The 26,453-nt window shown below is 63.1% G+C and carries 19 protein-coding genes; 13 read left to right on the forward strand and 6 right to left on the reverse strand.

Features of this window, described 5'->3' with window-relative positions:
* Position 1: 1 nt before the first annotated feature.
* Genes AC1DVV_RS20210 through AC1DVV_RS20220 form a run of 3 tightly spaced genes read left to right on the forward strand, consistent with a single transcriptional unit; the run spans position 2 to position 2,705 of the window.
* Entirely contained in the window at positions 2-1,105 is a 1,104-nt protein-coding gene (locus AC1DVV_RS20210; RefSeq protein ID WP_477666994.1) for an amino acid ABC transporter permease, read from the forward strand.
* Positions 1,106-1,123: 18 nt separating this feature from the next.
* Complete coding sequence (locus tag AC1DVV_RS20215; protein WP_477701553.1) at positions 1,124-1,867, forward strand: amino acid ABC transporter ATP-binding protein; 744 nt, start codon at positions 1,124-1,126, stop codon at positions 1,865-1,867.
* A 4-nt stretch (positions 1,868-1,871) separates the two neighbouring features.
* The gene (locus AC1DVV_RS20220; protein ID WP_477701554.1) at positions 1,872-2,705 is read left to right on the forward strand and encodes a class II glutamine amidotransferase; all 834 of its coding nucleotides are present in this window, start codon (positions 1,872-1,874) and stop codon (positions 2,703-2,705) included.
* Positions 2,706-2,798: 93 nt separating this feature from the next.
* On the opposite strand, the gene AC1DVV_RS20225 is transcribed toward AC1DVV_RS20220, so the two are convergent.
* Complete coding sequence (locus tag AC1DVV_RS20225; protein ID WP_477701555.1) at positions 2,799-5,162, reverse strand: ATP-binding protein; 2,364 nt, start codon at positions 5,160-5,162, stop codon at positions 2,799-2,801.
* A 253-nt stretch (positions 5,163-5,415) separates the two neighbouring features.
* Here AC1DVV_RS20225 and AC1DVV_RS20230 point away from each other — a divergent pair, with 253 nt between their 5' ends.
* Positions 5,416-6,618 carry a threonine ammonia-lyase gene (locus AC1DVV_RS20230; protein WP_457281770.1) on the forward strand — a complete coding sequence of 401 codons (1,203 nt, stop codon included), beginning with the start codon at positions 5,416-5,418 and terminating at the stop codon, positions 6,616-6,618.
* Between the two features lie 17 nt (positions 6,619-6,635).
* Here the strand turns inward: AC1DVV_RS20230 and AC1DVV_RS20235 are convergent, their stop codons facing one another.
* Positions 6,636-7,124, reverse strand: coding sequence for a glycine zipper family protein (locus tag AC1DVV_RS20235; RefSeq protein ID WP_457281771.1), 489 nt, complete (start codon positions 7,122-7,124; stop codon positions 6,636-6,638).
* 138 nt (positions 7,125-7,262) lie between these two features.
* Here AC1DVV_RS20235 and AC1DVV_RS20240 point away from each other — a divergent pair, with 138 nt between their 5' ends.
* Together AC1DVV_RS20240 and AC1DVV_RS20245 are read left to right on the forward strand one after the other, a co-directional pair.
* A complete protein-coding gene (locus AC1DVV_RS20240; protein ID WP_164483721.1) occupies positions 7,263-7,430 on the forward strand; it encodes a hypothetical protein in 168 nt (55 codons plus the stop codon).
* 511 nt (positions 7,431-7,941) lie between these two features.
* A complete protein-coding gene (locus AC1DVV_RS20245) occupies positions 7,942-9,834 on the forward strand; it encodes a phosphoenolpyruvate carboxykinase (GTP) (RefSeq protein WP_477701557.1) in 1,893 nt (630 codons plus the stop codon).
* Between the two features lie 151 nt (positions 9,835-9,985).
* Here AC1DVV_RS20245 and AC1DVV_RS20250 read toward each other — a convergent pair whose 3' ends face one another.
* Entirely contained in the window at positions 9,986-10,642 is a 657-nt protein-coding gene (locus AC1DVV_RS20250) for a hypothetical protein (protein ID WP_457281773.1), read from the reverse strand.
* Between the two features lie 182 nt (positions 10,643-10,824).
* Between AC1DVV_RS20250 and AC1DVV_RS20255 the strand changes: the two genes are divergently transcribed.
* The 4 genes from AC1DVV_RS20255 (at position 10,825) to AC1DVV_RS20270 (ending at position 17,662) form a co-directional block, all read left to right on the forward strand.
* Positions 10,825-11,781 (forward strand): LysR family transcriptional regulator, encoded by a 957-nt coding sequence (locus tag AC1DVV_RS20255; RefSeq protein WP_457281774.1) that lies wholly within the window; start codon positions 10,825-10,827, stop codon positions 11,779-11,781.
* 727 nt (positions 11,782-12,508) lie between these two features.
* Complete coding sequence (locus tag AC1DVV_RS20260; protein ID WP_457281775.1) at positions 12,509-15,289, forward strand: autotransporter family protein; 2,781 nt, start codon at positions 12,509-12,511, stop codon at positions 15,287-15,289.
* Between the two features lie 96 nt (positions 15,290-15,385).
* Positions 15,386-16,258 carry a hypothetical protein gene (locus AC1DVV_RS20265; protein ID WP_457281776.1) on the forward strand — a complete coding sequence of 291 codons (873 nt, stop codon included), beginning with the start codon at positions 15,386-15,388 and terminating at the stop codon, positions 16,256-16,258.
* A 402-nt stretch (positions 16,259-16,660) separates the two neighbouring features.
* A complete protein-coding gene (locus AC1DVV_RS20270; protein ID WP_457281777.1) occupies positions 16,661-17,662 on the forward strand; it encodes a Bug family tripartite tricarboxylate transporter substrate binding protein in 1,002 nt (333 codons plus the stop codon).
* A 136-nt stretch (positions 17,663-17,798) separates the two neighbouring features.
* Here the strand turns inward: AC1DVV_RS20270 and AC1DVV_RS20275 are convergent, their stop codons facing one another.
* Positions 17,799-17,975, reverse strand: a complete 177-nt coding sequence (locus AC1DVV_RS20275; protein WP_431099058.1) for a hypothetical protein — start codon at positions 17,973-17,975, stop codon at positions 17,799-17,801.
* Between the two features lie 190 nt (positions 17,976-18,165).
* On the opposite strand from AC1DVV_RS20275, the gene AC1DVV_RS20280 reads away from it, so the two are divergent.
* The gene (locus AC1DVV_RS20280) at positions 18,166-19,710 is read left to right on the forward strand and encodes a sensor histidine kinase (RefSeq protein WP_457281778.1); all 1,545 of its coding nucleotides are present in this window, start codon (positions 18,166-18,168) and stop codon (positions 19,708-19,710) included.
* Positions 19,711-19,743: 33 nt separating this feature from the next.
* Here AC1DVV_RS20280 and AC1DVV_RS20285 read toward each other — a convergent pair whose 3' ends face one another.
* Complete coding sequence (locus tag AC1DVV_RS20285; RefSeq protein ID WP_477707244.1) at positions 19,744-20,187, reverse strand: DUF1801 domain-containing protein; 444 nt, start codon at positions 20,185-20,187, stop codon at positions 19,744-19,746.
* 86 nt (positions 20,188-20,273) lie between these two features.
* Between AC1DVV_RS20285 and AC1DVV_RS20290 the strand changes: the two genes are divergently transcribed.
* Positions 20,274-21,125 carry a metallophosphoesterase gene (locus AC1DVV_RS20290; protein WP_457281780.1) on the forward strand — a complete coding sequence of 284 codons (852 nt, stop codon included), beginning with the start codon at positions 20,274-20,276 and terminating at the stop codon, positions 21,123-21,125.
* Positions 21,126-21,402: 277 nt separating this feature from the next.
* Positions 21,403-21,954, forward strand: coding sequence for a hypothetical protein (locus AC1DVV_RS20295; protein WP_457281781.1), 552 nt, complete (start codon positions 21,403-21,405; stop codon positions 21,952-21,954).
* 231 nt (positions 21,955-22,185) lie between these two features.
* Here the strand turns inward: AC1DVV_RS20295 and AC1DVV_RS20300 are convergent, their stop codons facing one another.
* Positions 22,186-26,256: a PAS domain S-box protein gene (locus tag AC1DVV_RS20300; protein ID WP_477701558.1), complete on the reverse strand. Its 4,071-nt coding sequence runs from the start codon at positions 26,254-26,256 to the stop codon at positions 22,186-22,188.
* Positions 26,257-26,453 lie beyond the last annotated feature (197 nt).

A 26,453-nucleotide genomic window follows, 5' to 3' on the forward strand; every position in this document is an offset into this window, starting at 1 on the left:
CATGAACCAGACCTTTGTTCCCGTCGCGCCGCGCCCGGCCCCCATCAAGATGGAGGGCCCGGGCCCCTGGCTGCGCAACAACCTGTTTTCCAGCGTCGGCAATGCGCTGGTGTCAGTCGGGGTCATCGCCCTGTTGCTGTGGGCCGCCTCGTCGGCCCTTCGCTGGGCGGTGTTCAATGCCGTGACCGCGGCCGACGCGGATGCCTGCCAGGCCGCACGCGGCATAGGCGCATGCTGGGGCGTGATCAACGAAAAAGCCCGCATCATCCTGCTGGGCCGCTACCCCCTGACAGAGCACTGGCGGCCGGAGCTGGCAACCTTTTTGCTGCTGGGCCTGGTGGTTGCAAGCTGCAGCCGCTGGTTCTGGAAACCCTGGCTGGGATTGATCTGGGTCGTGGTCCTGACGGCGTTCTTCACGCTCATGAGCGGCGGCATGTTCGGGCTATCCAAAGTGTCGACCGACCAGTGGGGCGGCCTGCCGCTGACCGTCATGCTGACGGTGATCTCCATGACGATTGCCTTCCCGATTGCGGTGGCGGTGGCGCTGGGGCGGCGCTCCAACATGCCCGCCATCAAGACCCTGTGCGTCATTTACGTTGAGCTGATTCGTGGCGTGCCGCTGATCTCCGTGCTGTTCATGGCCAGCTTCATGTTTCCGCTGTTCATGCCCATCGGCAAATCGCCCGACGTGCTGATCCGGGTGATCGTCGGCATCACGCTGTTTGCCGCGGCCTATATGGCGGAGATTGTCCGGGGTGGTTTGCAGTCCCTCTCGAAAGGCCAGACCGAAGCAGCCGCCAGCCTGGGCTTGGGCTATTGGCAGACACAGATCAAGATCGTGTTGCCGCAGGCCCTGGGTACGGTGGTACCAAGCATCATGAACAACTTCATTTCGCTGTTCAAGGACACCTCCCTCGTGACCATCGTGTCGCTGTATGAACTCACCGGGGCCCTGTCGCTGGCTGTCGGGTCCGATCCGAACTGGCGGCCGTTCAAGATTGAGGCTTACCTCTTTATCGCCGCGATTTACTTTACCTGCTGCTTCGCCATGTCCCGCTACAGCCTCTGGATAGAGCGGCGGCTGGCTGTGGGCAAGGCCCGCTGACAAAAACCAAGGATCCCCATGAGCGACCCCATCATCCGCTTTGACAAAGTCAACAAATGGTATGGCAACAATTTCCATGTGCTGCGCGACTTGCAGCTGGACGTGCAGCAGGGCGAGCGCCTGGTGATTTGTGGGCCGTCCGGCTCGGGCAAATCCACGATGATCCGCTGCATCAATGCCCTGGAGGACTACCAGGAAGGCAAGCTCACCGTGGCCGGCTCCGTCCTCGGCGACGACATCAAGGCGATCGACTCCGTGCGCCGGCAGGTCGGCATGGTGTTCCAGCAGTTCAACCTGTTTCCGCACCTGACCGTGCTTGAAAACCTGACCCTGTCGCCCACCTGGGTCGCGGGCCTGTCCAAAAAGGAAGCGACCGAGCGGGCCATGCATCAGCTCGAACGCGTGCGCATCGCGGAGCAGGCGCAAAAGTACCCCCTGCAGCTGTCGGGCGGCCAGCAGCAGCGCGTTGCGATAGCGCGCGCGTTGTGCCTCACGCCGAAAATCATGCTGTTTGACGAGCCGACATCCGCGCTGGATCCTGAAATGATCAAGGAAGTGCTGGACGTGATGATCTCGCTGGCCGAGCAGGGGATGACCATGCTTTGCGTGACGCATGAAATGGGCTTTGCCAAGGCAGCAGCCGACCGCGTGATCTTCATGGACCAGGGCCAGATTGTTGAACAGAACACGCCCACGGACTTCTTCAACCACCCGCAGACCGACCGGGCGAAGGATTTCCTCTCCAAGATTCTGGGACACTAGCGGAATGTGCCAACTCCTCGGAATGAATGCCGCCAAACCCGCAGACCTTCGCTTTTCATTCACGGGTTTTGCCGCACGCGGCGGTCTGACGGACCATCATGGCGACGGCTTCGGCATCGGCTTTTTTGAAGACAAGGCCTGCCGCATTTTTATGGACAGCCAGCCAGCCGCCACCTCACCCGTGGCCGAGCTGCTCAAGAGCTATGCCATCAAGTCCTGCAATGTCGTGTCCCATATCCGCAAGGCGACGCAGGGCGATCCGCAGCGCCTGGAGAACTGCCATCCGTTCACACGTGAGCTCTGGGGCCGCCACTGGCTGTTTGCCCACAACGGCGACCTGATCAATTACTTTCCCGCCCTGGGCGGCAACTACCAGTCCGTCGGCACCACCGACAGCGAACGCGCTTTTTGCGCCCTGATGGAAAAACTCAAGGCCATCAGCCCGCGCGAACCCTGCTCGCTGGACACGGTGTTTGAAACCCTCTGCAGCATGAGCGAAGGCACGGGCGAGTATGGCGTATTCAACTACCTGCTCTCCAATGGGCAAGCCCTGTTCGCGCACTGCTCCACACGGCTGTATTACCTGGTGCGGGAATGGCCGTTTTCACACGCCAAGCTCGTTGACGCCGACCTGAGCATCGACTTTGCCCAAACCAATGTCCAGGAAGACCGGTTGTGTGTCGTCGCCACCCAGCCGCTGACGCTCAATGAAAACTGGCAGCAGCTGCAGCCCGGGCAATTGCTGTGGATTGAAGGCGGCCGTATCGTGCGGCAGGCGCAGCTGAAGGTCAGCGAGGATGTGCGGCGTAAAAACGAAGCCAACCTGGTTTGCGTATAAAAATCAGGCCTCAGACCAATAGTGACGGGCGCAAGCAGCTATTCTTTTGATAGCAATCCGGCCCTGACGGAGCGTCTGTAACAGCGCGTGTTCCTATTGCATGAACCCCATGGCCCGCCCTTCGCGTACCTCGGGCTTGATGCGGTGCTCTGCCTCCAGCTGGGCCAAAAATTCCTCGCTGGAAAACTCTGCCGCGAGAATATCCACCTGCCGCTTCACGGCCGCGAAATCACCCGGGCACAGCTGCACCAGTTTGCCGAGCCTCTCCCGCAGCGGGGCCGCAAGCCGGTCGGCATTGCCTCCAAGTGCTTCGGTGACAAACATCTGCTCACGCTGGGCATGAGTCAGCGGCATGAATTTGATTTTGAAGGTAAAACGCCGTAGCGCCGCCTGGTCCAGGCTTTCAAGCAGGTTGGTGGTGCAGATGAAGATGCCCGCATGGCGCTCCATGCCCTGCAGCATCTCGTTGACCTCAGTCACCTCGTAGGTCCGCTGGGCGCCGCGCCTGTCCTGCAGGAAGCTGTCCGCTTCATCCAGCAGCAATACGGCTTTTTCCGCTTCGGCTTCGCGGAACATCGCTGCCATATTCTGCTCGGTTTCACCGACATACTTGCTCATCAGGTCGCTGGCCTGCTTGATGATGAGCGGCAAATCCAGTGCTTTGGCGATGTGTTCGGCCAATGCCGTCTTTCCCGTGCCCGGCGGGCCGTAAAAGCACAGGCTGCCGTGGCTTCGGCTTTTCAGTGCCTCGACGATACGCGGTACCTCGAACCGGGATTCGACATTGAGCATGGAAAGGTCATAGGTGGTCGCGTTGCGCCGGCCGGAAGTTTCCGACCTGTTGCCCAGCGCCACATCGGCATTCTTGAGCTGGCGCTCGATCAGCGACTCCATCAACAGCGGCCTGCCGCCCGACAGGATGGCGTGCATGCCTTCTGCGTCCACCTGTGCGTCTACCGCGTCTTCAGGCGCGCTGGCCAGCCGGGCAAACCGGACAGCCGTGCGTATTTGCGCGGGCGTCAGGCCCTTGCGGGCCGTCAGCTTGGCCACAAAGGCATCGCTGACATGAACACCTTCCAGTGTTTTGCGCACCAGGCCTTCACGAGCACCCGGCGGCGGCGACCTGAGTTCCAGGTGGTAGGCAAAGCGCCGGCGAAAAGCAGGGTCGATCTGCTCGATGCGGTTGGTGACCCACAGGGTGGGCACGGTGTTGGATTCAAGGATCTGATTGACCCAGGCCTTGCCGCTGACCGACCCGCTGGCAGGTACGGGCAATTGTTCGGAGCGTGCCATCAGCTGCGCGGCTTCGCTGGAAATCGGGGGAAACACATCTTCGACTTCGTCAAACAGCAAGGCGGAGTGCGTGCTGCCCTTCAGGAAGACCTGGGCGATTTGCAGCGAACGGTAGCGGTCGCGGCCACTGAGCGAGTTGCCGTCACGGTCGGCATATTCGACTTCGAACAGGTCCAGGCCGGCGGCCTGCGCCACCACCTTGGCCAGTTCGGTCTTGCCGGTGCCGGGCGGGCCGTAAAGCAGCACATTCACGCCTTGCTCCTTGCCGGCCACCGCATTGCGCAACAGCGACACCAGCACCTGGGCATCGTCGTGCACAAAAGCGAAGTCCGCCAGACCCAGGCTGCTGTGCGCGGCCGGCCGTGTGAAGACCGCCATCAGCTCATTCTGGTCGCGGTATTCGCGCATCAGCACGGGTGGCAGTTTTTCACTCACCTTCATCAGGTCGGCAAGGTCGGTGATGTTGTGCTCGGAAATCAGGTTTTCAACCATGCCGATGCGCTCCAGGCGCGAGCCGGCGCGCAGCGCTTCGGCAACCTCGGGCGCCTTCACGCCGGCCACGTCGGCGATGGCGGCATACGCTTCGGGGGCATTGTTGACCTTGAACTCCACCAGCAGGGAGCGCAGGTCGCGCTGGTAGCGCGCCAGGGTGCCGTAGAGCAACAGCGCACGCTCGGCCCGGTTGAGCTGCAACAGGTTGGCCAGCGCGTCGATGTTTTTCTCGACCAGCGTGGATTGTTTCTTGAGCGCCTGGGTCAGCCATTCGCCGGTGGCGGCCAGCACGGAGAGCAGGTCCTTGGGCTGGTCCTTCGCATGCTCGTCTAGGTAGAAGAACAGCGTGCCTTCTTCATAAGGGCCGCGCCAGGCGCCGTGGCGCGCCATGAACTCGGTGTCGGTCAGGCTTTCATGGCCGCGCCAGAACTCGTTGTCCTTGCAGCGGCGGCCAAGAAACTCGCGCAACCGCTGCACCGCTGGCAGGGGCCACACGAGATGCCGGCCCGAAAGCGAGAGCAGGCTGTTGAGGTCGCGGCGCACATTGAACTTCGCGCCTTGCCTTGCCGCCAGCGTCAGCACGAAATGCGAGCACATCAGGTCCAGCACCGGCGCTTCTTTCAGCCCGGGGGACAGCAGCCACTGCTGCTCGCTAACGGAACGCTTGCTCATGGACAAACCTCCCTTTGCAACTACACGGTTGGTAGACATGCCTGTGAGATACCCTGCTTCGAGACCGTCGCCTCACTGGCTATGAGCACCGCAGATGCGACCTGGTTCAATGAGACTCCACCATAACGCAGCTTGAAGCATCATGGAAGACGCTACTTGTACCCCCACGTGTGAAATGCACCACAGAAACTCCTGCGAAGATGCGCAAAGATGATCCCGCACAATCCCACCATAGCCCCGCAGAGGAATTCCCATGCTTAGTCTCAAAGATATAGAAACAGCCGCCCAGCGCCTGCAGGGCCACCTGCTCGATACGCCCTGCGTGGAGTCCAGGACGCTTTCCCAGTTGACGGGCGCGCAGATTTACCTGAAGTTCGAGAACCTGCAGTACACGGCGTCCTTCAAGGAGCGCGGCGCCTGTAACAAGTTGGCCCAGCTCTCAGCCGATGAACGGCGCCGCGGCGTGATCGCGATGAGTGCGGGTAACCACGCCCAGGGCGTCGCGTACCACGCACAGCGCCTGGGCATACGGGCCGTGATCGTGATGCCGCGCTTCACGCCGGGCGTCAAAATCGAACGCACCCGGGGTTTTGGCGCCGAAGTGGTGCTGCACGGCGATACGCTGGACGAATCACGCACCCACGCGCTGACGCTGGCTGAGCGGGAGGGCCTGGTCTTCGTGCACCCTTACGACGACGAAGCCATCGTCGCGGGCCAGGGTACGGTGGTGCTGGAGATGCTGCACGCGCAACCCGACCTCGAAACGCTGGTTATCGCCGTCGGCGGTGGCGGCCTGATTGCCGGCATGGCCACGGCGGCCAAGGCGATCAAGCCCGGCATTGAAATCATCGGTGTGCAGACCTCGCGTTTCCCGGGCATGGTCAATGCGATCAAGGGCACCCGGCACCCCCAGGGCACCAGCACCATCGCCGAGGGCATTGCGGTGGGGACGCCGGGCGTCATCCCGCAGGCCATCATCGCGAAGCTGGTTGACGACCTGGTGCTGGTAGACGAGGGCGATATCGAGCAAGCCATGGTCATGCTGCTCGAGATCGAGAAAACCCTGGTTGAAGGCGCCGGCGCGGCCGGGCTGGCAGCGCTGCTGAAGTACCCGGAGCGTTTTGCAGGTAAAAAGATCGGCCTGGTGCTGTGCGGCGGCAACATCGATCCGCTGCTGCTGGCAGCCATCATTGAGCGCGGCATGGTGCGCGCCGGGCGCCTGGCCCGCATCAAGGTCAGTGTGCGTGACATTCCCGGCTCATTGGCAAAGATCACCGCCACTGTGGCCGACGCCGGGGCCAATATCGACGAGGTGCATCACCAGCGCGCCTTCACCATGCTCTCGGTCCAGAACGTGGAGATCGAGCTGGTGATCCAGACACGCGGGCGCGACCATATCCAGCAAGTGCTGGCGGCACTGAATGCGGCCGGCTTCGAGGCGTCAGAGCAGCACTGAGCGCTGCGAGGGACCCGTCAATTCCAGCCAATCACCTCAAAACCCTTTTCACTCAAGCAACGCTGCACAAAGCTGCGGTAGGTGCTGTTGGGTTTGTCGTTGTGAAACGCGCCTGACACCGCACCCGCAGAGCCGCCCACGGCGGCGCCCGCGGCGCCGGAACGCAGTACGCCTTCGCCGCCGCGCCCGGTGATCAGCGCACCCACCGCCGAAGCCACACCCCCGACGGCTGCGCCTTCACCGGCACGCCGGCCGACTTCGTTGGTGCTTTGCGACGGGCTGAGCCCGGCGGCCGAGGCCCGTGACATGCAGGCGCTGGCCTCCGCCTGGCCTTGCGCGTCACCTACCCGGTTAAGGGTGGCGTTGGGATAGAGCACGGGCTTTGCCGAGGCGCTGTTGGGACCGCCGGAAGCACATGCCGACAACAGGGCCACGGCGGACAAAACAGCACCGGCTGAAAAAAAACGGAACCGCCGCTGAGGCGCGAAATGGGCTGGGGATTTCATGTATTCCTTCCACAAATAAGCATGGCAAAGGGTACCGCAAGCCAGGCGCCGGGCATCTTTGTCGCCCGCATCTTCATGTAACCATCTTCATGCAGGTAAAATCTGCCAAGACTCTCAAGCATTTCAGGAATCAACCCCATGTCCAGTCCAGCCAGCCACACCACCAATGCAGCCCACGACAGCGCCACTCCCGCCCAGGAGCAGGATGCCGTCGACGCGATCGTTCCGTTGATCCCCATTGTTCTGCCCGTGGTGGGCGGCGTGCTGATGTTCCTGCTGGCGTTTATCGCCATCTACATGGCCTGAAAGCCCCCGCTCTCACCCCGAAAGTCCGCATCTTGCGGACTTTTTTGTTTCCGGGGCTCCGCGCCCTCTTCTCCACTCTCTTCCCGGCCCACTTCCCGACCCCTTCAGCCTGTTCACCGAGGAACCGGCCTGAAACTGCGGGCCGAAACGGCCGTCCAGGCATTCTTCACCCCGATGTCATGACTGCCGGAACCCCGGCGCAGTCTATGCATAACCTCATGCCGGTTATGCATAACTTTTGCCTGTAACTTACAGGTAACTCGCGCTGATCTTCTTAAAATGAATTGGACTGGCCGATCCGTGGAAGATGAAAAGCAGCCTCACGCTGCCGCTTTTTGTCATTGCGCCGCAGCACTTTTGAAGCTTGCGCACCGCCCGCCGACCGGGACCTGTTTGTTGTGCAAAGGGAAGCTTCCAAGCCTTATTTCGATAAACGTCTCCGTGTCGCAACCATCCAGGTTGCCGCGCGACGTTTCCCGAAATAACGCTTTTTAACTTTGGAGTTTTTTCGATGAACCACCCCGCGATGCAAGGGCTTAACCTCAACACGCCCCCCTACGTCAAGAATGCCAAACTGATTGCCTGGGTTGCCGACATGGTGGCCTTGTGCAAGCCCGACAACATTTATTGGTGCGACGGCAGCGACGCCGAATACCAGCGCCTGTGCCAGCAACTGGTCGGCGCCGGCACCTTCAAAAAGCTTAACGAAGCCAAGCGCCCGAACAGCTTCCTGGCCTGCTCCGACCCGACCGACGTGGCGCGCGTGGAAGACCGTACCTTCATTTGCTCGGCCAAAAAGGAAGACGCCGGCCCGACCAACAACTGGATGGCCCCCGCTGAAATGCGCACCACACTGCAGCCCCTGTTTGATGGCTGCATGAAGGGCCGCACCATGTACGTGGTGCCTTTCAGCATGGGCCCGCTTGGCTCGCCCATCGCGCACATCGGCATTGAACTGTCCGACAGCCCTTACGTGGCCGTCAACATGAAGATCATGACGCGCATGGGCAAAGCCGTGTTTGACGTGCTCGGCCTCGACGGCGAATTCGTCCCCTGCGTGCACACCGTGGGTGCGCCGCTGGCCGAAGGCCAGCAAGATGTGAAATGGCCTTGCAACAAAACCAAGTACATCGTGCATTACCCCGAAACGCGCGAGATCTGGTCTTACGGCTCCGGCTATGGCGGCAACGCCTTGCTGGGCAAGAAGTGTTTTGCGCTGCGCATCGCCTCCAACATGGGCCGCGCGGCTTCGCAAGACGGCTCCGGCAACCCTGGCTGGCTGGCCGAACATATGCTGATCCTGGGCGTGACCTCGCCCGAAGGCAAGAAGTATCACGTCGCGGCGGCCTTCCCTTCGGCCTGCGGCAAGACCAATTTCTCGATGCTGGTGCCGCCGGCAGGCTTTGAAGGCTGGAAGGTCACCACCATCGGCGACGACATCGCCTGGATCAAGCCGGGTGCGGACGGTCGCCTTTACGCCATCAACCCGGAAGCCGGCTACTTCGGCGTGGCACCGGGCACCAACATGCTGACCAACCCCAACTGCCTGCGCAGCCTGGACAAAAACGTGATCTTCACCAACGTCGGCCTGACCGACGACGGCGACGTCTGGTGGGAAGGCATGGAGCAGGACGCCCCCGGCAAGGCATTGCCGGCGCACCTGATCGACTGGCAAGGCAAGGACTGGACGCCACAAATCGCCAAGGAAACCGGCGCCAAGGCCGCCCACCCCAATTCACGCTTTACCGTGGCCGCCACCAACAACCCGGCGCTGGACCCGGCCTGGAACGACCCTGCCGGCGTGCCGATTGACGCCTTCATCTTTGGCGGCCGCCGTTCGAACACCGTGCCGCTGATCACCGAAGGCCGCAACTGGGTGGAAGGCGTGTACATGGCCGCCACCATGGGCTCCGAAACCACGGCCGCCATCACCGGCCAGGTTGGCGTGGTGCGCCGCGACCCGTTCGCGATGATCGCTTTTGCCGGCTACAACATGGCCGACTACTTCCAGCATTGGCTCAACGTGGGCCAGAAACTCGAAGCCTCGGGCGCGAAGCTGCCGAAAATCTTCACCGCCAACTGGTTCCGCAAAGGCGAAGACGGCAAGTTTGTCTGGCCCGGCTACGGCGAAAACATGCGCGTGCTGAAGTGGATGATCGACCGCATCGAAGGCAAGGGCCAGGGCGTCGAGCACATCACCGGCGTCAGCCCCCGCTATGAAGACATGAACTGGACCGGCCTGGACTTCAGCGCCGAGCAGTTCAAGACCGTGACCAGCATCGACAAGGCCGCCTGGCTCAAGGAGCTGGAACTGCACGCCGAACTGTTCAAGCAACTCGAACATCACCTGCCGAAAGAGCTGGAGGAGACCAAAGCCGCGATCGAGCGCCGCCTGGCCGTCTGACCGGCACACCACGCGCGGGGCGTTTCGCACAACCTGCGGTACGCCGCATTCCTGGTGCAATGACTGCGCCAAGGCAAGAAAAAGCCACCGATCCGGTGGCTTTTTTTGTGGGCCGCTGCAAAGAGCGGCGCGGCGTAGAGGCGCCTGGCGCTTAGATGTAGCTGCGGTGGTAAGCCCGCAGTTCCGCACCACCGAGGCGGCGGGCGCGCTGTGACAGTCCGGCTGGAGCAGATGCCTCATCAACCACAGCTTCGGCAGCGGCAACTTTCGTGTCGGCCTGGCTGCGCAGGAAAGCTTTCAGTTCTGCACCACCCAGGCGCAGGGCGCGCTGTGTCAGGCCGGCCGGAGCGGACACCACGGCTGCGGGGGCAGCAACAGCCTCTTCAACGGCGGCTTGCTGACGGGCCATTGCAACTTGCAGGTCGGCCATCACGCGGGGATCGTTCTTGGCGGCTTGCCACAGGCGCTGGTCGGCGCGGGCTTCAGCCAGGCTGCGTGACCAGGCGTCCAGGCCAACCTTGAGACTGACGGCTGCATTGCGCGCAGCGCCGGCGAAAATCGCCAGTACAGCAAAGGCGACAGCCCAGATGCCGATCCACATAACCAGCAGGTGACCTTCGGCGACGCTGTCCATCACCTGGTAAGCCACCACCATCACGGCGGCCGCAACAGCGGACAAGAGCAGCGTAGCCAGGCCGCGGGTGCCGGAGAAAGCACCGCCCAGCTGGCGTACGGCACCAAAGGCCGACTCAGCGCGGACAACGCCGGGGTGCTGTGTGGAATATTTGATATTGACGAAGCTGGTCATGGTGAACTCCCTTTGGGTTAACTCCGCTGAACCAAAATTGCAGCGGGTAGGAGGATATTAGGGTTATCACTGATGTTATTCAACTTTATCTTTATGATGTGATTCATTCACATTGGTGATAATTTGAGCTTTTCCACCCTCTTTTCACCCTCTTTTTCGCTCTTCAACACCCGCCCCAAGCCGTGACCCCGCTCAATTTCCGGACCCTGGACCTCAACCTGCTTCGCGTGTTTGACGAAGTGATGGCCGAGCGCAGCCTGACCCGGGCGGCGCGCAACCTGTCGCTGACGCAGCCGGCTGTCAGCAATGCCTTGCGCCGGCTGCGTGAGACCCTGGGCGACGAGCTCGTACAGCGCAGCGGCCAGGGCATGGCGCCCACCCCGCGCGCCGTGGCGATCTGGCCGGCCGTGCGCGAGGCCCTGCAGCAATTGCAGGAGTCGCTGGTGCCCAACGAATTCGTGCCCGGCGAAGCCACCACCATCTTCGTGCTGGCCATGGCCGACGCCACCGCGGCCGAATTGATTCCCGGCCTGGTGGAGACACTGGACCAGGAAGCCCCAGGCGTGTCGATCCGCGTGATTCCACTGACCACACGCGACCCGCGGCGCCTGCTGGACGAGGAGCTGTGCGACCTGGCGGTCGGCTACTTTCCCTCGGTGCTGGCCGATCTGACGGCCGGCGCGCAAAGTGGCGAGCCCCTGCCCTTTTTGCACCAGCGGCTGTATGACGGCGAATACGTCTGCGTCATGCGCAAAGACCACCCGCTGGCTACCGGCCCCTTCACACTGAGCAAGTTCTGCGCGGCGCGCCACATGCTGGTGAGTTTTTCGGGCCGTCCCTATGGTTTCGTCGACGAAGCCCTCGCCTCGCTGGGCCGGGAGCGGCATGTGGTGCTGACGGTCAACCAGTTCTTCACTGCCGGGCGCGTCGTGGCGAACTCGAACCTGCTCACCGTGCTGCCGCGGCATTTCGTCGGGGTGACGGGCATTGCCGACCAGCTGGTGCTGCGCCCCCTGCCGTTTGACGTGTCACCGGTGCACGTGGATACCCTGTGGCACCGGCGTTCGCAACAACGCAGCGCGCATGCGTGGTTGCGGCAGGTGCTGGTGCGTGCGGCCGACAGGGCATTTTTGGCCTGAAGCCCCTGACCCACCCAAAGGACTGGCCAGCCTGGCTATCCGGAGAGACGTCTACACAGCGCTATAAAAATCATAGCTGCTCGCGCAAGTCAGTATTGGGCGAGGGTCATTTTTGATGCCAAACCAGGCAGTTTTGGGCGCGGAAATCGTCGCCGGGAGCCATCGCTACTGCGGCGCGCTTCTCCAGCACACTTTTTTCCCATCATATTGGTGTTTTAGCCAACAAAGACGAGCGCAAGTCGCTAGCTATTTGATAGCAGCCGTGGCAAGCGGATCAAACCACTGCAGTTCCCGGCTGCGGTGTGGCCAGCACGCAACGCAGACACCAAAACAGCGCACTGAATGACCCGGATCCGGTGCCCTGCGGTGCGATTTTCAGCGTGTGGCGCCGCTTTTTCTGGCTACAGGCCAGCCTCCGGCCACTCTTAGTCAACGCCACAAGATCAAATTAATTCTTTAGTTCTCCCATTTGACGCTCTGGGCGTTATAAGTTGTCAAACGACCTACTTGCAAAAAAATGTAACGTGAAGCAAAGTCAAAACATGGACATCACACCCGTACGGAGCTCTTTCCGGAGGCCATAGTTACTGCGAGGCATACGTTAAGAAATGTTAGCTAAATTATTAACTGCGCCTGCAGCCGAAATCGCGATGTCCTCTGGCAAGGCAATCGTCTTTGGGTTCTGCTGACCGGCACGGCTTGAAGCCTCACCCCAAAACCGGCCCGCATGAATTCCCGCCCGCACTTTCCCCTCAAGCCGCTTGGCCTGGCGCTGGCATTCGCCGGCCTGGCCATGGCACCGCATGCCGGCCATGCCCAGGTCACCAACGATTTCTCGGCCGCAGGCACTCAGGACTGGAACGACGCGGCCAACTGGAGTGGCGGCACGCCTACAGCCGCCAGCTTGGCAAGGGTCCCGACGAACCAGCAGGTGGACATTATTAGTGGACCAGCCGCCCAGGTGGGCACGCTGCAAGTGGAGGAAAACGGCCAGGTGGTCGTCCATGCGGGCCGCACCCTGGCCGCTGGCACGCTCCTGCTGGGCACCACGCCGACGCCGGGTAACGCGGGATCAATGCTGATTAATGGGAGCGTCACGGCCACGCGGCTGAGCGTGGGCGACACGGTGACCGGAGGGCAGATCCTCATGGACGGCGCCGGCGCCAGCCTGAACGTGTCCCCCCTCAGCCTGGCTCCGGGCGACCAGTTCATTGTTGGCAACAATGGAGACGGGCTCCTGGGCATCCGCACCGGCGCCACCGTGACGGTGGGCGGCACCCGCACCCTGCACCTGGGCAATGTGGGCACCGGGACGCTGGTCATCGGCAACATCGGGCCCAGCGGCACCCTGAATGCTGACGCCGTGGTTTTCGGCAATGCCAGCTCCAGCATCAAGTTCAACCAAAACGACGCCACGCCCTACACCTTCTCCGCGGCGATCAGCGGCGCCGGATGGGTAGAAGTGTTCCGCCACCCCGGGGGCTCCTCCACCATACTGACGGGCGCCAACAGCTACACCGGCGGCACTTTCATCAGAACCAATGCCCGCCTGACCGGCAGCACCACCAGCCTGCAGGGAGCCATCAGCAACGACGGCGTGCTGACCTTCGACCAGACCACCAATGGCACCTATGCAGGGTCCGTCAGCGGCGGCGGCGCACTGGTCAAGGAAGGCAGCGGCACGGTGATTCTTTCTGGCACCAACACCTACACCGGCGGCACCACCATCAATGGCGGCACCTTGCGCGGTACTACCGCCAACCTGCAGGGCTTGATTACCACCAACGCCAACCTGGAGTTCTTGCAAGCAGGCAACGGAACGTTTGGCGGCGTCATCAGCGGCACCGGCAACGTGGTCAAAAGCGGCACCGGCAATGTCACCTTTTCCGGCACCCACACTTACAGCGGGACTACCGTCGTCAGCGGCGGCACGCTGTCGGTCAACGGCAGCCTGACCAACTCTGCCGTGCAGGTGCAGAACGGCGGCACGCTGGGCGGCACCGGTTCCGTGCGCAACACCACCATCCAGTCGGGCGGCACGCTGGCGCCCGGCAATTCCATCGGCACGCTCACCGTCGTCGGCAATCTGACTTTCAATGCGGGCTCCAATTACAGCGTGGAGGTCGATGCAGCCGGCAGCAACGACCGCACCAACGCCACCGGCACGCTGACCATCAACGGCGGCACGGTCAACGTGCTGGCCAGCGCCGGCACCTACTCGCCGACCACGCAGTACACCATCCTCAATGCCACAGGCGGGCGCACCGGCGTCTTTAGCGGGCTCACGACCAACCTGGCGTTTCTGACGCCGTCGCTCACCTACGACCCCAACAATGTGTACCTGACCCTGGCGCGCAACAGCACCGGCTACAACACCCTGCCCGGCATGACGCCCAACCAGCAGTCAGCCTCGAATGCGCTGCAAAATGCCTCCGGCAGCGCGAGCGGCGACATGAGCACGGTGCTCAGCGCCCTCAACAGCCTTTCAGTGCCGCAGGCCCTCGCCGCCTTCGATGCCATAGGCGGTGCCAACCTGGTCGCCTTGCGCCGTGCCGGCCCCAGCTTTGCCGCCGCATTCGGCGAACAGCTGCAGGCACGCGTGGGCCGAAGCAGCCTGGGCTCAGTCTGCGGCAGCGACGACGTTGCGGGCCGCGAAGCCCTGAGGGCGCTTTTCCCGGCCATCGAAGACGGCTGCGGTTTCTGGCTGCGCGGTTACGGCAGCCACCAAATCACCGACAGCGACGGCAATGCCATGGCCAGCCGCCTGAACAGCACCGGCCTGAGCGCGGGTTACGACGCCGAAGTGTCGCCAGGCTTGATGCTGGGCGGCGCCGTGACGATGGGCACATCAAGGGTCAGTTTTGATTCAGGTGACCAGGGCAGGGCTCGCAGCGCGGCGCTGGCGATGTACGCCGGCTACACCGACGGGGCCTGGCGCCTGAATGGCGTGACCAGCGTGGCGTTTCACGGCAACCACATGGACCGCGGCATCGTGGTCGGGCCGATCGCCCGCCTGGCCTCGTCGAATTTCGACAGCAGCACCGCCACGGCCTACGGCGAGTTGACCTACGACCTGGACATGACCGGCTGGACGCTGCAACCGATGGCCGCGCTGGCCTTCAGCCGCAACCAGACCAACGGTTTCGCCGAGCAGGGCGCCGGTGCGCTCAACCTGCAGGTTGCCGCGCAAACCGTGTACTCGACCAAATCGATGTTGGGGCTGAAAGCCGGCTTTGACGTGGGCCGGCTGCGGATCGAACCGCGGGTGGTGTGGGCACATGAGTTTGGCAAATACAACACCCCGATGACGGCGCAGCTGCAGGGCGCCGGCACGCCCTACCAGTTCCAGATCGCGGGCGTGGCCCTCAATGCCAACACGGTGGTCCTGGGCGTGGGCGTTTCGGGCCGCATCCACGACAACTTCAACCTCTTCGCCGACCTCCAGACCGAACAGAACGCACGCCAGCGCAACCTGGCCCTGCTGATGGGGGTGCGCGGCAAATGGTGAGCCGGGCATCTCAAGGCATGTTGCCCCCTGACCGACCTGATTCACAACACATTTAATCCAGCCACACCCGCGTCATATCTCATGGCTTACAAAAGCATGCCCCCCATCCCGCCATCCCTGCCGCCTCTCCCGCCGCGCCAACCCAAACCGAAACCCGGCAAGGACGCCGGCGCCCACCGATACGACACCATCGTTTTTTTGCTGATCATCGGCCTGGCGATTGTGGTGGCCGGCAGCGCAGCGCGTTACACCCTGGTAGACCGGCCTGCGGCCAAGGCACAGAAGGAAGCCCAGCTGCTGATGCAGCAGCTGATGGCCGCGAACCAGAAGAACCAGCAGCAGCTTGAACAAAAGCTCGCCGAAGCCAAGGCCCAGACCGAGGCATTGCGCGCCAACATGGAGCAGATGAAGGCCGAGATCCAGCAGCCCAAGGCCGCAGCGGAACCGGTTGCGGAGCCGGTGCAGAAACCGGTGCCCGACGCCCAGGCCGCGGAACGCAAGCGGCTGGAGCGCATCAAGGTGGTCGATGAACTGGTGGACTCCCTGACGCCTAACCTGCAGGTCAAGTTCCAGCAAAAGGTCACCTGGCTGGACCGCAGCGTCTCCTTCGGTTTTAGCCTGACCAACGCAAGCCGCCGCGCCGTCCGCGTGACCCCGCCGCGCATCGCCCTGACCCTCAACCCTCTTCCCAACACAAAGCTGGCACTGAAAGCCAGCGATGTGCAGGCTGACATCTGCCCTGGCGGCTTGATCGGGCCGGGAGAGACCATTAACTGCAATGTGGTGCTGCGTTCAGAAGCCACCTTCACCGGCGTCGGCCACATTCCGTTTCGCGCCGTCATCTCGGCACGCACGGAACTCCCGGCAACCAGCGAAACCTGGAAAACCGTGCGTTCCGCCTACAAGGAAGCCTACCTGGAGGAACACATGGTCAAAAGCGTCTCCTTTAACGGGGAGCTGTGGCGGTAGCCGCGGGCCGGCAGCAGGATCACGCACGCACCCTATCGAGGCGACTGAAGCCGGCGGCAGATTGCCATGCCATTCGCTATCAAATAGATAGCTGCTTGCGCCCGTTTGTATTGGGCTTTAGCCATCTTTGGCACTTGAAATCAGTGGTTTTCTCGGGGTTTCCGGCGTCGCCAAGGCTTTTGCGGCACCCCAGGGGCAGGCTGGAGGATAAAAAGCCCCCTGAATCGCTTTTTACCCACTCAATCGGGCTGCAATCCAATGAGAACAGGCGCTAGCCGCTATTAATTCAGTAGCATCTCGCCGACGCCGAACGCCCACGGGCAACCCCATTCAAGCGGCTCGCGGCGAGGGGCATGGTTTTTGCACACACTTTTGCACACAAACTGTACGCAGGAGCCGCGCATGCCAGACCACCCACACACCCCAACGCCCTCCCACCCACTTGCGCGCCGCACCGCGCTGAAGATCCTCGCCAGCGGCGCCGCGTCCATGGCGCTGCCGGCCCTGGCTGCCTGGCCGGACAAGCCGATCAAGATCGTGGTGACCTTTCCGGCCGGCGGCGCCAGCGACATCGTCGCGCGGGTGATGGCCGAGCAGCTGGGCAAAAAGCTGGGGCAGGCGGTGGTGGTCGACAACCGGCCGGGCGCGGGCGGCAGCGTGGGAGGCCTGGTGGTGGCGCAGGCGCCGGCGGACGGCTACACGCTGATGCTGAGCAACTCGACACCGGTTTCCATCGGCCCGTTCGCGCTGGAAAAGCAGCCCTATGACCCGGTGGAAGGCTTCACCCACATCGCGCTGATCGGCAATGCGCCCTGCGTGGTGATGGCCAACCCGCACGCGCCCATCAAGACGATTACCGATGTGGAAGCGCAGGCCCGCAAGGCGGGCCGGCTCGACTTCGGCTCGGGCGGCCCGGCTTCGATCGGCCACATCTACGGCGAGCTGATGAAAAAGTCCATGGGCGTGAACCTGGTGCACATCCCGTACCGCGGCGGTGCGCCCATGACGACAGACCTGATCGGGGGCGTGATCCCCGTGGGCATCGACGTGCTGACGGCGTTTGTGCCTTACTTCAAAAGCGGGCAGCTGGTGCCGCTGGCCGTGACGTCGGCCAGCCGCTCACCGCTGGTGCCGGATGTGCCCAGCGTGGTGGAGTTTGGCTACCGCAAGCTGGTTCTGGACAACTTCTTTGGCCTGAGCGGCCCGGCGCACATGCCGGCCGACGTCGTGGCACGGCTGAGCAGCGCCTGCAACGAAATACTGGCAACGGCAGAGATCAAAAAGAAGATGCTGGAGCTGGGCATCACCACCCAGCCCATGAGCCCGGCGGCGTTCACCGGCTTCGTCAAGGAGCAGGTAGCCGTACTGTCGCCCGCCGTCAAAGGAGCAGGGGTTAAGCTCTGACCGCATCCGCCCCGAGCAAGACCCCGTCTTTACCAGCTGAAGCCGCGGTCTGGCTTTGCCAGCCGCAAGGCGGGCAGCCCCGTACGAGAGAAAAGGGGCAGCGCGCCGCAGGCTCGAAGTGGGGAAGCGTGGGGGCTCAGCGAACCACGCTGAGGTAAGCGTAGGCGGCGCTGCGCAGTTCCTGGGCCTGCAGCGGATTGCGGCCGGCGCGTGCTTCGGCGCGTTCCATCAGGTTGTGGGCCACACCGTTTACAGGGGCCACGCGGGTTGCGGCGGGCAGGAAACGGGCGATCTGGGAAATCAGGCTGTACATGTCAGGGTCACCTTCATGGGGTGAAAAAGTTGCGGTGAATGAAGAATAAGGGTTTTCCCTAGGGTTTCAAGCCTAACCGAGGCCCAAACCCATGCAAAAAATGCATGTGATGCCCCGCGGCGACACATGCGGGTGATTTCTACGTGATTTCCGGGAAAAATTTCACGGAGCCGGCGGCTATGCTTGGGCTGTGGCCCATCCCCAAAATCCCTCCTCTTCCCTGCCCACGGCTGAGACCCCTGCTTCATCGCCGGACGGGGCGCTGGCGCTGCTGCGGCAGATCGCCTCGAATATTGACGCCATGCTCTGGTCCTGGGACCCGCAAACCGGCCGCATCACCTATACCAACCCGGCGTTCGAGGCGTTCTGGGGCCTGTCGGCCGACACCCTGGCAGACCGGCCCTGGCAATGGCTGGAGCATGTGGACCCGATAGACCGCGAGCGGGTGCTGAGCCTGCAGACCAGCCCCCTGAAGCGCAGCGAAGAGTACAGGGTCATACGGCCGCAGGGCGGCAACGCCCGGCTGAGCCAGCGCGCACTGCCCATGCACAGCCCTTCGGGGCAGTTGCTGCGCGTCATCCACCTGGCCAACAACATCACCTGGCAGCTCGACACCTCCAAGCAGCTGCGTGTGGAGATCGGCCGGCGCAACGACTCCGAGGCCAAGTACCGCGCGGTGGTGGAAAACGTCAGCGAGGGCATTCTTGTCACGGCGGCCGGGCGCATCCTGTATGCCAACCCCAAGGCGCTGGAGCTGACCTCGCTGGACGAGGAAACCGCCAAGTCCCGGCCCTTCATCGAATTCATCCACCCCGACGACCGCGAGAAGGTGCTGAGCAACCACATGAAGCGCCTGCGCGGCGAGCCGGTGGAGAACTACTACCAGTTTCGCGTGCAACACAGCCGCAGCGCCATACGCTGGCTGGAGATCAGCGCGGTGATGTTTGAATGGCAGGGCGCGCCCGCCACGCTCAACTTCCTGACCGATGTCACGCGCAAGCGCCAGGCAGAGGAAGACATGCGCAAGGCGCTGGCGCACGAGCGCGAGCTGTCGGAGCTGAAGTCACGGTTTGTCGCCGTGACATCGCACGAGTTCCGCACACCGCTGGCCGCCATCCTGTCGTCCGTGGAGCTGCTGGACGCCTACGGCGCCAGCTTTCCGGCCAGCGAACGCCGGGAGCTGCTGGGGCAGATCAAGACGGCGGTGGCCCGCATGAACAGCATGGTCGAGCAGGTGCTGCTGACCAGCCGCCTGGAGCTGGGCAAGTTCCAGTTCGAAGCCGCACCGCTGGCAGTGCCCGACTGGCTGGTTCAGGTGATGGGTGAGCTTGAGCGCGGCAACCCGCAGGCCGCGCGCGTGTCGCTGACCTGCGACGGCCTGGACGCGCCGCGCACGGCGGACCAGCAGTTGCTGCGGCACATCGTGGTCAACCTGCTGGGCAATGCACTGAAATATTCGGACCCGGACACGCCGGTGCAGTTTGCCGTTCGCGGCGTGGGCGACCAGATTCACCTGCGCATCACCGACCACGGCATCGGCATCCCGGAAGCCGACCTGCCGCGGCTTTTCGGCAGCTTTCACCGCGGCACCAATGTCGGCAATATTTCCGGCACCGGCATCGGCCTGCACATCGTGAAGGAATGCGTTGACCTGCACCAGGGGCAGATTGAAGTCACCAGCCGGCCCGGACAGGGCACGACATTCACCGTGCGCCTGCTGGCGCCGCTGGCCTGACGCACCCCGCCCGGCGCCGGCGGTTTTGCCGTTTCAGGGGCCTTTTTTCCGGTGGTAGGTCAGCGCCGCCTGAATGCAGAACGACAAGGCATCCCGCGGCAGTGGATCGGCCGCATCGAGCACGATGGCCCGGTTGCCCTCATAACGCAGCTCGCCCGGAAACAAGGTGCGGAAGGTGTCCACCAGCGTGGTGTTGCAATTGAAGTACAGGGCGTACTGCGACGGGCTGGACTTGACCGGCCCCAGGCGGACGGTGCTGCCGCTTTTGCTGACTGACGTGAGGTAGGCCGGCTCGCCCCACTTGAGGGTTTCCTCCAGCTCGCCCACGCCGGGTGTGGCCGATGCCGTGTCCAGGATCAGCGTGCGCAGGGCCAGCAGCTTGCGCCGCAGCGCCGGTGGGTAGGCCGCGAAGGTCTGCGCGACGGCTGCGTTTTCGATCTGCTTCACAAGCGGCTCCGGTTCATCTGCTGATGCCATGCGCAATCTAGCGCATGGGCGCAAGGTCGCGCAAGCTAAAACTCCAGCAAGGAAGAGATCGAAACATCTTCCCGCACAATGGGCGGGTGAACATCCAGCTCCTTTCCGATCTGCACCTTGAATCCAATCCCCACTTCACAGCGCAGCCCGTGCCCGGTGCCGACCTGCTGGTGCTGGCGGGCGACATCGGCTCCTACCAGAAGGGCTCGTTGCTGGACGAATTGAATATCGGCGACTTTGGCCTGGCGCGGTTTTCACCGTTGCCGGCAGAGCGCGGCGGCGCCGGCTGGCCGACGCCGGTGCTGTTTGTCCCGGGCAACCACGAATACGACGGCCTGGACTTTGATGAAACCCATGTGCGGCTGCGCGAAACCTGCGAGCGCCTGGGCATGGTCTGGCTTGAGCGTGAAACCGTGGTGCTGCAGGGTGTGCGTTTTGTGGGCAGCACGCTGTGGACCGACTTTGACGCCCTGAGCGCAGGCCAGGCCCAGGCATCGGACATTACGCCGGGCGAGCAATTGAAAGCTCGCGAAAAAGCATTCCGCGCCGCCAACTTTTACCTCCAAAAAAACCATTCCTTTCGCGATGGCCAGCCACTGCTGGCGGCCGATGTGCGCGAAGAGGGCCTCAAAAGCCAGGCCTGGTTGCGGCAGGCACTGGCCGTACCCTTTGAAGGGCCTACCGTGGCCGTGACGCATTTCGCCCCCAGCTTGCTGAGCGCCGACCCGCGCTATGGCCTGGTGCCGGGTACAGCGGGCTTTTGTAATGCGCTGGATGACCTGCTGCCGCTGGCCGACCTGTGGCTGCATGGGCATCTGCATTGCGTAATTAATTACATCAGCCGCGGCTGCCGCGTAGTGGCGAACCCGCTGGGTTATGCACGCAAGCATGAACAGGACGGGTTTTTACCCGACTTGCTGATCCGCGTCGGCCAATAGCACTCAAGCACTCAGTCGTCCTCTTATGTGCGTGGTGCCGACGTGCCGCTGGTGACTAAAGTCGTAGCGCCGCAGCGCACACGGCGGCGGCATTTTTTTGAACTTCCTGCGCATCGCGTAACCCAACCACGACCGGCAACGCGGAACCCAAGGGTCAGCACGAAGGTGATAACACTTTGTTCCAATTGTTGGTTTGCGCACTGTTCGGCTTGCATGTATCTTGCATGAAGGGTTCATGCAGGACTTCCTGTACCGCACCCGCATTGGGGAGAGCACCATGAAAAGCAACGTGTCCTATCTTGGCGCCTGGCTGGTTGCCGTCGGCCTTGCGTTTGCGTTTGCGTTCGCGTCGCCCAATGAGGCCAGCGTGATGGGGCACATGCCGGCCTTCATGGCGCAAACACTGCTGCGCCAGCCGGTCAACGTACCGGATGGCTTGCCCTCTGACCGCACCCTTGCACTGATCACCTTCCAGCGCGGCCAGCACGTCCAGGCCGAGAGCTGGATCCAGGGGCTGAACCTGCGTAACGACTCGTCCATCGCGTGGATGCGCATGCCGATCGTCAATGACCCCGGCACACCGACGGGGCGCAGCGCCGTCGAAAACAGGTTGCTCAAGCACTACACGGCCGACACCGAGCGCGCCAGGCTGGTGCCGGTGTTCACCGACCGGGCCAGTTTTGTGCGCGCGGCCGGCCTCAACGGCACGGACCAGGTCTACGCCGTGGTGGTCAACCGCCAGGGTGAAGTGCTGGCGCGGGTTGAAGGTCAGTTCGACGCAGATAAAGCGCAGACGCTGCGCGAAACTCTGCGCTCGCAGAGTTTCTAGACTAGCCCCCACGGTCGCTCACTTCGTGTAGCTCCCTGCCCCCCGAGGGGGCCGCCCGCCTGCGGCCCGGCAAAGCCGGTTCCGCGGCTCATGCTGGCTTGAAGATTCGGTGAATACGGCCAGTGATGGAGGTATTTCACCAATGGGGGCCGAGGGCCCGGCTTCGCCGGCCCCAGGCGCCGCCCCCTTGAGGGGGGAACAGGCTACACGCAGTGAGCCTGGACGGGGGTACTACAAAGTCCTCTCACCCAACGTGAAATAGAACGTGGCGCCCTGCCCCAGTGCTGACTGGGCCCAGACCTTCCCGCCATGCCGTGCCACGATGCGGTGCACCGTGGCCAGCCCAATGCCGGTGCCGGCGAACTCCGACAGCGAATGCAGGCGCTGGAACGCGCCAAACAGCTTCTCCGCATAGGCCATGTCAAAGCCGGCGCCCTTGTCCTGGACAAAATAAACCGTCTCTCCGTCTTCCCCGATCTCATGGCCGAAGGTGATTTCGGTGCGCTCCTGGTTGGCGCTGAATTTCCAGGCGTTGCCCAGCAGGTTGTCCAGCAACTGCATGAGCAGGCGCGGGTCACCCTGCCCCGTCAAACCCGCTTCAACATGGAGATCCACCGGCCTTTCGGGCTCGCGTTCACGGTAGCCATCAAGGATGCCCTGGACCAGCGCGCTGAGGTCGACCGGCTCCCAGCGCAGGCTTGAGCGCGACACCTGTGCCAGCGTCAACATCGCATCGATCAACTCCCCCATTTGCCCCACCCCGGCCCGTATGCGCGCCAGGTAATGCCGGCTGCGCTCCGACAGCGGTGTGCTGTCGGACTTGTTCATGGCACGCTGCAACAGGTCGCTGAATCCGTCGATGGCACTCAGCGGGCTGCGCAGGTCATGGGACACGGAATAGGAAAACGCTTCCAGTTGTTTGTTGGCAAATTCGAGCTGCGCGGTGCGCTGCTGCACGCGCTCTTCCAGGCTGGCGTTGAGCCGCAAAATTTCTTCACGCGCACGCCGGCGTTCTCGGATATCGGTGTTGATGCCGAGCACCCCGTTGACCTTGCCTTCTTCGTCGCGCACCACCGTCCAGCGTGCTTCGATGGCCACCGTTGAACCATCTCTGGCGTGCTGCTCCAGTTCACCGGTCCAGTCCCCTTCATTGGCCAGCGTGCGGGCCATGGCGTCCACAAGCACCTGGGGATCCTCGTACATGAACTCTTCCATCGATTTTCCCAGCACTTCTTCGGCCGTCCAGCCGTAAAGGCGTTCGGCACTCTTGTTCCAGAAACGTATGGTCCGGTCCAGGTTGCGGACCATGATGGCATCCTGGGCCCTGTCCAGCAGCGAGGCCTGTTCGCGCAGTTTGACTGCGGCCTGGCGCGCCGCCTCCTGGCTGCGCTGGCGCTCCAGCCGTTCTCTCAAGCTGACGATGCCGAATGCCAGGTTGTCGGCAAGCTCCTGCAGAAGCTTGATTTCTTCAGGGGTGAAGTGCTGCGCTTCGGCCGAATAAAGGCACAGCACACCAAAACTGCGGCCCCCTTCGCGCAAGGGCAGGCAGACCGCGCTCCGGTAGCCTCGCTTCATCGCGTCGGCATGCCAGTAGAAGTGATTTTCAGCCTGACCGATGTCGCCACTTTGCTGGGGCAGCCCCGTGCGAATGGCCTGGCCCGCGGGGCCCTGGCCCGTGACCTGGTCATCGCGCCAGGTCAAGCGGATCACCGTCAGGTAGCCACCCTCGTTACCGGCGTGCACCATGGGCTGTATGGTGCGCGCTTCGTCGTTCTGCGCATACCCGACCCATGCCATGCGGTAGCTGCCCACGTCGACGGCGACACGGCAGACCTCGGCCAACAGGGCCTCCTCGTCTTCGATCCGGTTGATGGCGATGCTGGACTGGCTCAGCATCTGCAGGGCCCGGTTGGTGTTTGCGAGCGCCAGGTCGGCAAGCTTGCGGTCGGTAATGTCGCGCGCGGTGCCCACCACACGTTCGAGCACGCCCGACGCATCGAGCACCGGATAGGAGTGGTCGTGTATCCACCGGAGCTTGCCGTCCGTGGACAGGATGCGGTATTCGATGTCGGAGGATTCGCCGGTTCGGTTGCGCTTCCTGGCGAGCTTCAGCAAAGGCTGATCCTCCGGCAGCGCCGCGTCGGCATATGACAGGGGGTTGGCATACAGGCTCTCGCGGCTGCGCCCCCACACCTTCTCATAGCCGGGGCTGATATAGAGAAGCTGGCCCGAGCGGGGATCCACGTTGTAAAAAACGTCGTTGATGTTTTCTGCAAGCTCACGAAAGCGCGCTTCGCTGCTGACCAGCGCCGCCTCGGCGCGGGCACGTACCAGCGCAATGCCGGCCAGCCGCGCCGCGGTGGCGATCAGCTCCAGGTCGTGCGCCTGGGGGGCACACGGATAGCGGTGGTAGATGGCAAACGTCGCCAGCGGCTCGCCAGTGGTAGACACCACGGGATGCGACCAACAGGCGCGCAGGTTGTGCGTGGCCAGGAGTTCGCGATAGTCTTTCATCAACGGATCCAGCCGGGTGTCTTCCACCACGACCATCTCGTTGCGAAACGCCGCGGTACCGCAGGCGCCCACCCCTTCACCAACCGGCAGGCCTTCAATGGCCTGGTTGTAGCTGTCCGGCAGGCTGGGCGCTGCACCCAGGCGCAGGTGCTGGCCATCCAGCAGCAGGATCGAGCACAGGCTGTCCGGGGAACTCGTCTCAATTAATTGCACCACGGCTTCGAGCGAGCGCTGCAGGGGCGCGCTCCCGGCAATCAGTGCCAGCACCTGTTCCTGTGCCTTCGCGAATTCTTCGGCGGCCTTGGCTTTGGTGATGTCGTTGAACACCGCGACGCCACCCACCAGCGTGCCGTCGTCACCGCGTAAGGGCCGGGTGCTCATGCGGAGCACCCGGTCTTCGGCGCCGGGCCTGCGAAATAGCAGGTCCCAGTTGTCGGTACTGACGCCGCGGGCAGCGCGTGTCAGCGGCCGTTCAGCTTCCGGCAAGTGGGTTTTGCCGTCAAGCATCAGTAGCTCATGGCTGCGCCGCCATTCCTCGACCCGCATGCCAGGGCCCGGTGTAGCCGCATTGAAGAGCTTGCGGGCCGTCGCGTTGAACACCAGGAAGCGGCCTTCGGTGTCCGCTGCGATTACACCCTCACTCATGCTGTTGAGAATGAGGTCGAGCAGGGAGCGCTCCTTGTCCACACGGCTGAGCGCGGCATCAAGCTCTTCCTGCCGCGCCTGAAGCGAGCCGGCCATGCGATTGAAAGTCTGCCCGATATCGCCAAGCTCCCCTTGGTACAACGGACCCAGCCTGACACGCGCCCCGAGATTGCCCTCTGCAACCTCATTAGCTTCTTTCAGAATCGCCTTGGCCGGGTTGACGATCAGGCGGTTGCCCATCCACCACGCACAGGCTGCGCTTGCCACGGCCACGGCGAGCAAGGCCGCCAGCTCCGAAAGCAGGTTGTCGCGGCTTTCCGCGCCGATGATTTCCTGCGGGACACTGACCGCCACAAATAGCCCATCGCGGCCTTCGACGGGAACCGGCGCAAAAGCGTAGACCCGCTGGCTTCCCTGCGCATCAGGCGCATGCAGTACGCCCAAGTGGCGAGTTTGCACTCCCTGGCGTACGGCGGAATCCGGGTGCTGCCGGCCCAGCCAGGAAGGCGCCTGCGGGGAAACAGCCAGAACCACGCCATCCCGGTCAAGCACCGTCAGCCTTGCACCCGGCATCATGGACGCGGTGGTCAAGGGTTCTGCGAGCGCCTTCAGGCCCAGGGAGGCAAAGGCCACGCCGCCCATGGCGCCGGAATCGGTGTGGACCGGTATGGCGAAGATCAGGCTCGGCAGGCCACTGCTGCGGCCAATGCCGTAAGTCCCGATGGCAAAACGCTGCCCGGCCATGATTTGCAGGAAAAATGGCCGGTCGTCTTCCTGGATACTGCCGGGAAGAAGGCCCAGTGAGCTGCAGACCAGCCGGCCGTCCGGCGCAGCAACGCCCACATGGGTGAACTCGGGGTGCTCCCGATGGATATTTTTAAGCTGTTGCCCGCACAGTCCGGGCTCGCGGCTTTTGATATGAGGCGCACTGGCCAGGCCGTTGAGAAGCTCATGGACCTTGTCCACCGTGCGCTGCTGGTGTGTGGCGAGCAGCGCGACCTGGGCCTGCAGGTCAACCTGCGCATGTTCCAGCGCAGTCCGGTGACCTTGTTCGGCGTAATACGCGAGCAAGCCGAACAGCGGGAGCAGCGCGAGCAGCACCAGCAAAACCAGACGGGTACGCAGCCCCAGCCATCCCAGCATTCGTTACCTCGTGCCTTTCACTGCAATGCAGCGCCAAGCGCGCATCAGGTCACAGTGTGCGGAAGCCGCTGCCTTTTGTAAATGGGATTACTCCCCTGCCTGTCTTTGTCAGCGAGTGAAACAGCGACACCGTACGGCCGCCCTGATGTCCCCGTCGGCCAGTCATGCGCGGCCATCACGCACTGCACCGCTCGTGT

Source organism: Polaromonas sp. P3_B4 (genome assembly GCF_056402835.1).

What these genes read in the sequence shown, in the direction of transcription:
- AC1DVV_RS20250 (WP_457281773.1), bottom strand. Translation starts at nt 10,642, where the DNA reads ATGACCAGCTTCGTCAATATCAAATATTCCACACAGCACCCCGGCGTT.
- AC1DVV_RS20225 (WP_477701555.1), bottom strand. Translation starts at nt 5,162, where the DNA reads ATGAGCAAGCGTTCCGTTAGCGAGCAGCAGTGGCTGCTGTCCCCCGGG.
- AC1DVV_RS20275 (WP_431099058.1), bottom strand. Translation starts at nt 17,975, where the DNA reads ATGTACAGCCTGATTTCCCAGATCGCCCGTTTCCTGCCCGCCGCAACC.
- AC1DVV_RS20210 (WP_477666994.1), top strand. Translation starts at nt 2, where the DNA reads ATGAACCAGACCTTTGTTCCCGTCGCGCCGCGCCCGGCCCCCATCAAG.
- AC1DVV_RS20295 (WP_457281781.1), top strand. Translation starts at nt 21,403, where the DNA reads ATGAAAAGCAACGTGTCCTATCTTGGCGCCTGGCTGGTTGCCGTCGGC.
- AC1DVV_RS20260 (WP_457281775.1), top strand. Translation starts at nt 12,509, where the DNA reads ATGAATTCCCGCCCGCACTTTCCCCTCAAGCCGCTTGGCCTGGCGCTG.
- AC1DVV_RS20220 (WP_477701554.1), top strand. Translation starts at nt 1,872, where the DNA reads ATGTGCCAACTCCTCGGAATGAATGCCGCCAAACCCGCAGACCTTCGC.
- AC1DVV_RS20285 (WP_477707244.1), bottom strand. Translation starts at nt 20,187, where the DNA reads ATGGCATCAGCAGATGAACCGGAGCCGCTTGTGAAGCAGATCGAAAAC.
- AC1DVV_RS20235 (WP_457281771.1), bottom strand. Translation starts at nt 7,124, where the DNA reads ATGAAATCCCCAGCCCATTTCGCGCCTCAGCGGCGGTTCCGTTTTTTT.
- AC1DVV_RS20245 (WP_477701557.1), top strand. Translation starts at nt 7,942, where the DNA reads ATGAACCACCCCGCGATGCAAGGGCTTAACCTCAACACGCCCCCCTAC.
- AC1DVV_RS20270 (WP_457281777.1), top strand. Translation starts at nt 16,661, where the DNA reads ATGCCAGACCACCCACACACCCCAACGCCCTCCCACCCACTTGCGCGC.
- AC1DVV_RS20230 (WP_457281770.1), top strand. Translation starts at nt 5,416, where the DNA reads ATGCTTAGTCTCAAAGATATAGAAACAGCCGCCCAGCGCCTGCAGGGC.
- AC1DVV_RS20240 (WP_164483721.1), top strand. Translation starts at nt 7,263, where the DNA reads ATGTCCAGTCCAGCCAGCCACACCACCAATGCAGCCCACGACAGCGCC.
- AC1DVV_RS20265 (WP_457281776.1), top strand. Translation starts at nt 15,386, where the DNA reads ATGCCCCCCATCCCGCCATCCCTGCCGCCTCTCCCGCCGCGCCAACCC.
- AC1DVV_RS20215 (WP_477701553.1), top strand. Translation starts at nt 1,124, where the DNA reads ATGAGCGACCCCATCATCCGCTTTGACAAAGTCAACAAATGGTATGGC.
- AC1DVV_RS20300 (WP_477701558.1), bottom strand. Translation starts at nt 26,256, where the DNA reads ATGCTGGGATGGCTGGGGCTGCGTACCCGTCTGGTTTTGCTGGTGCTG.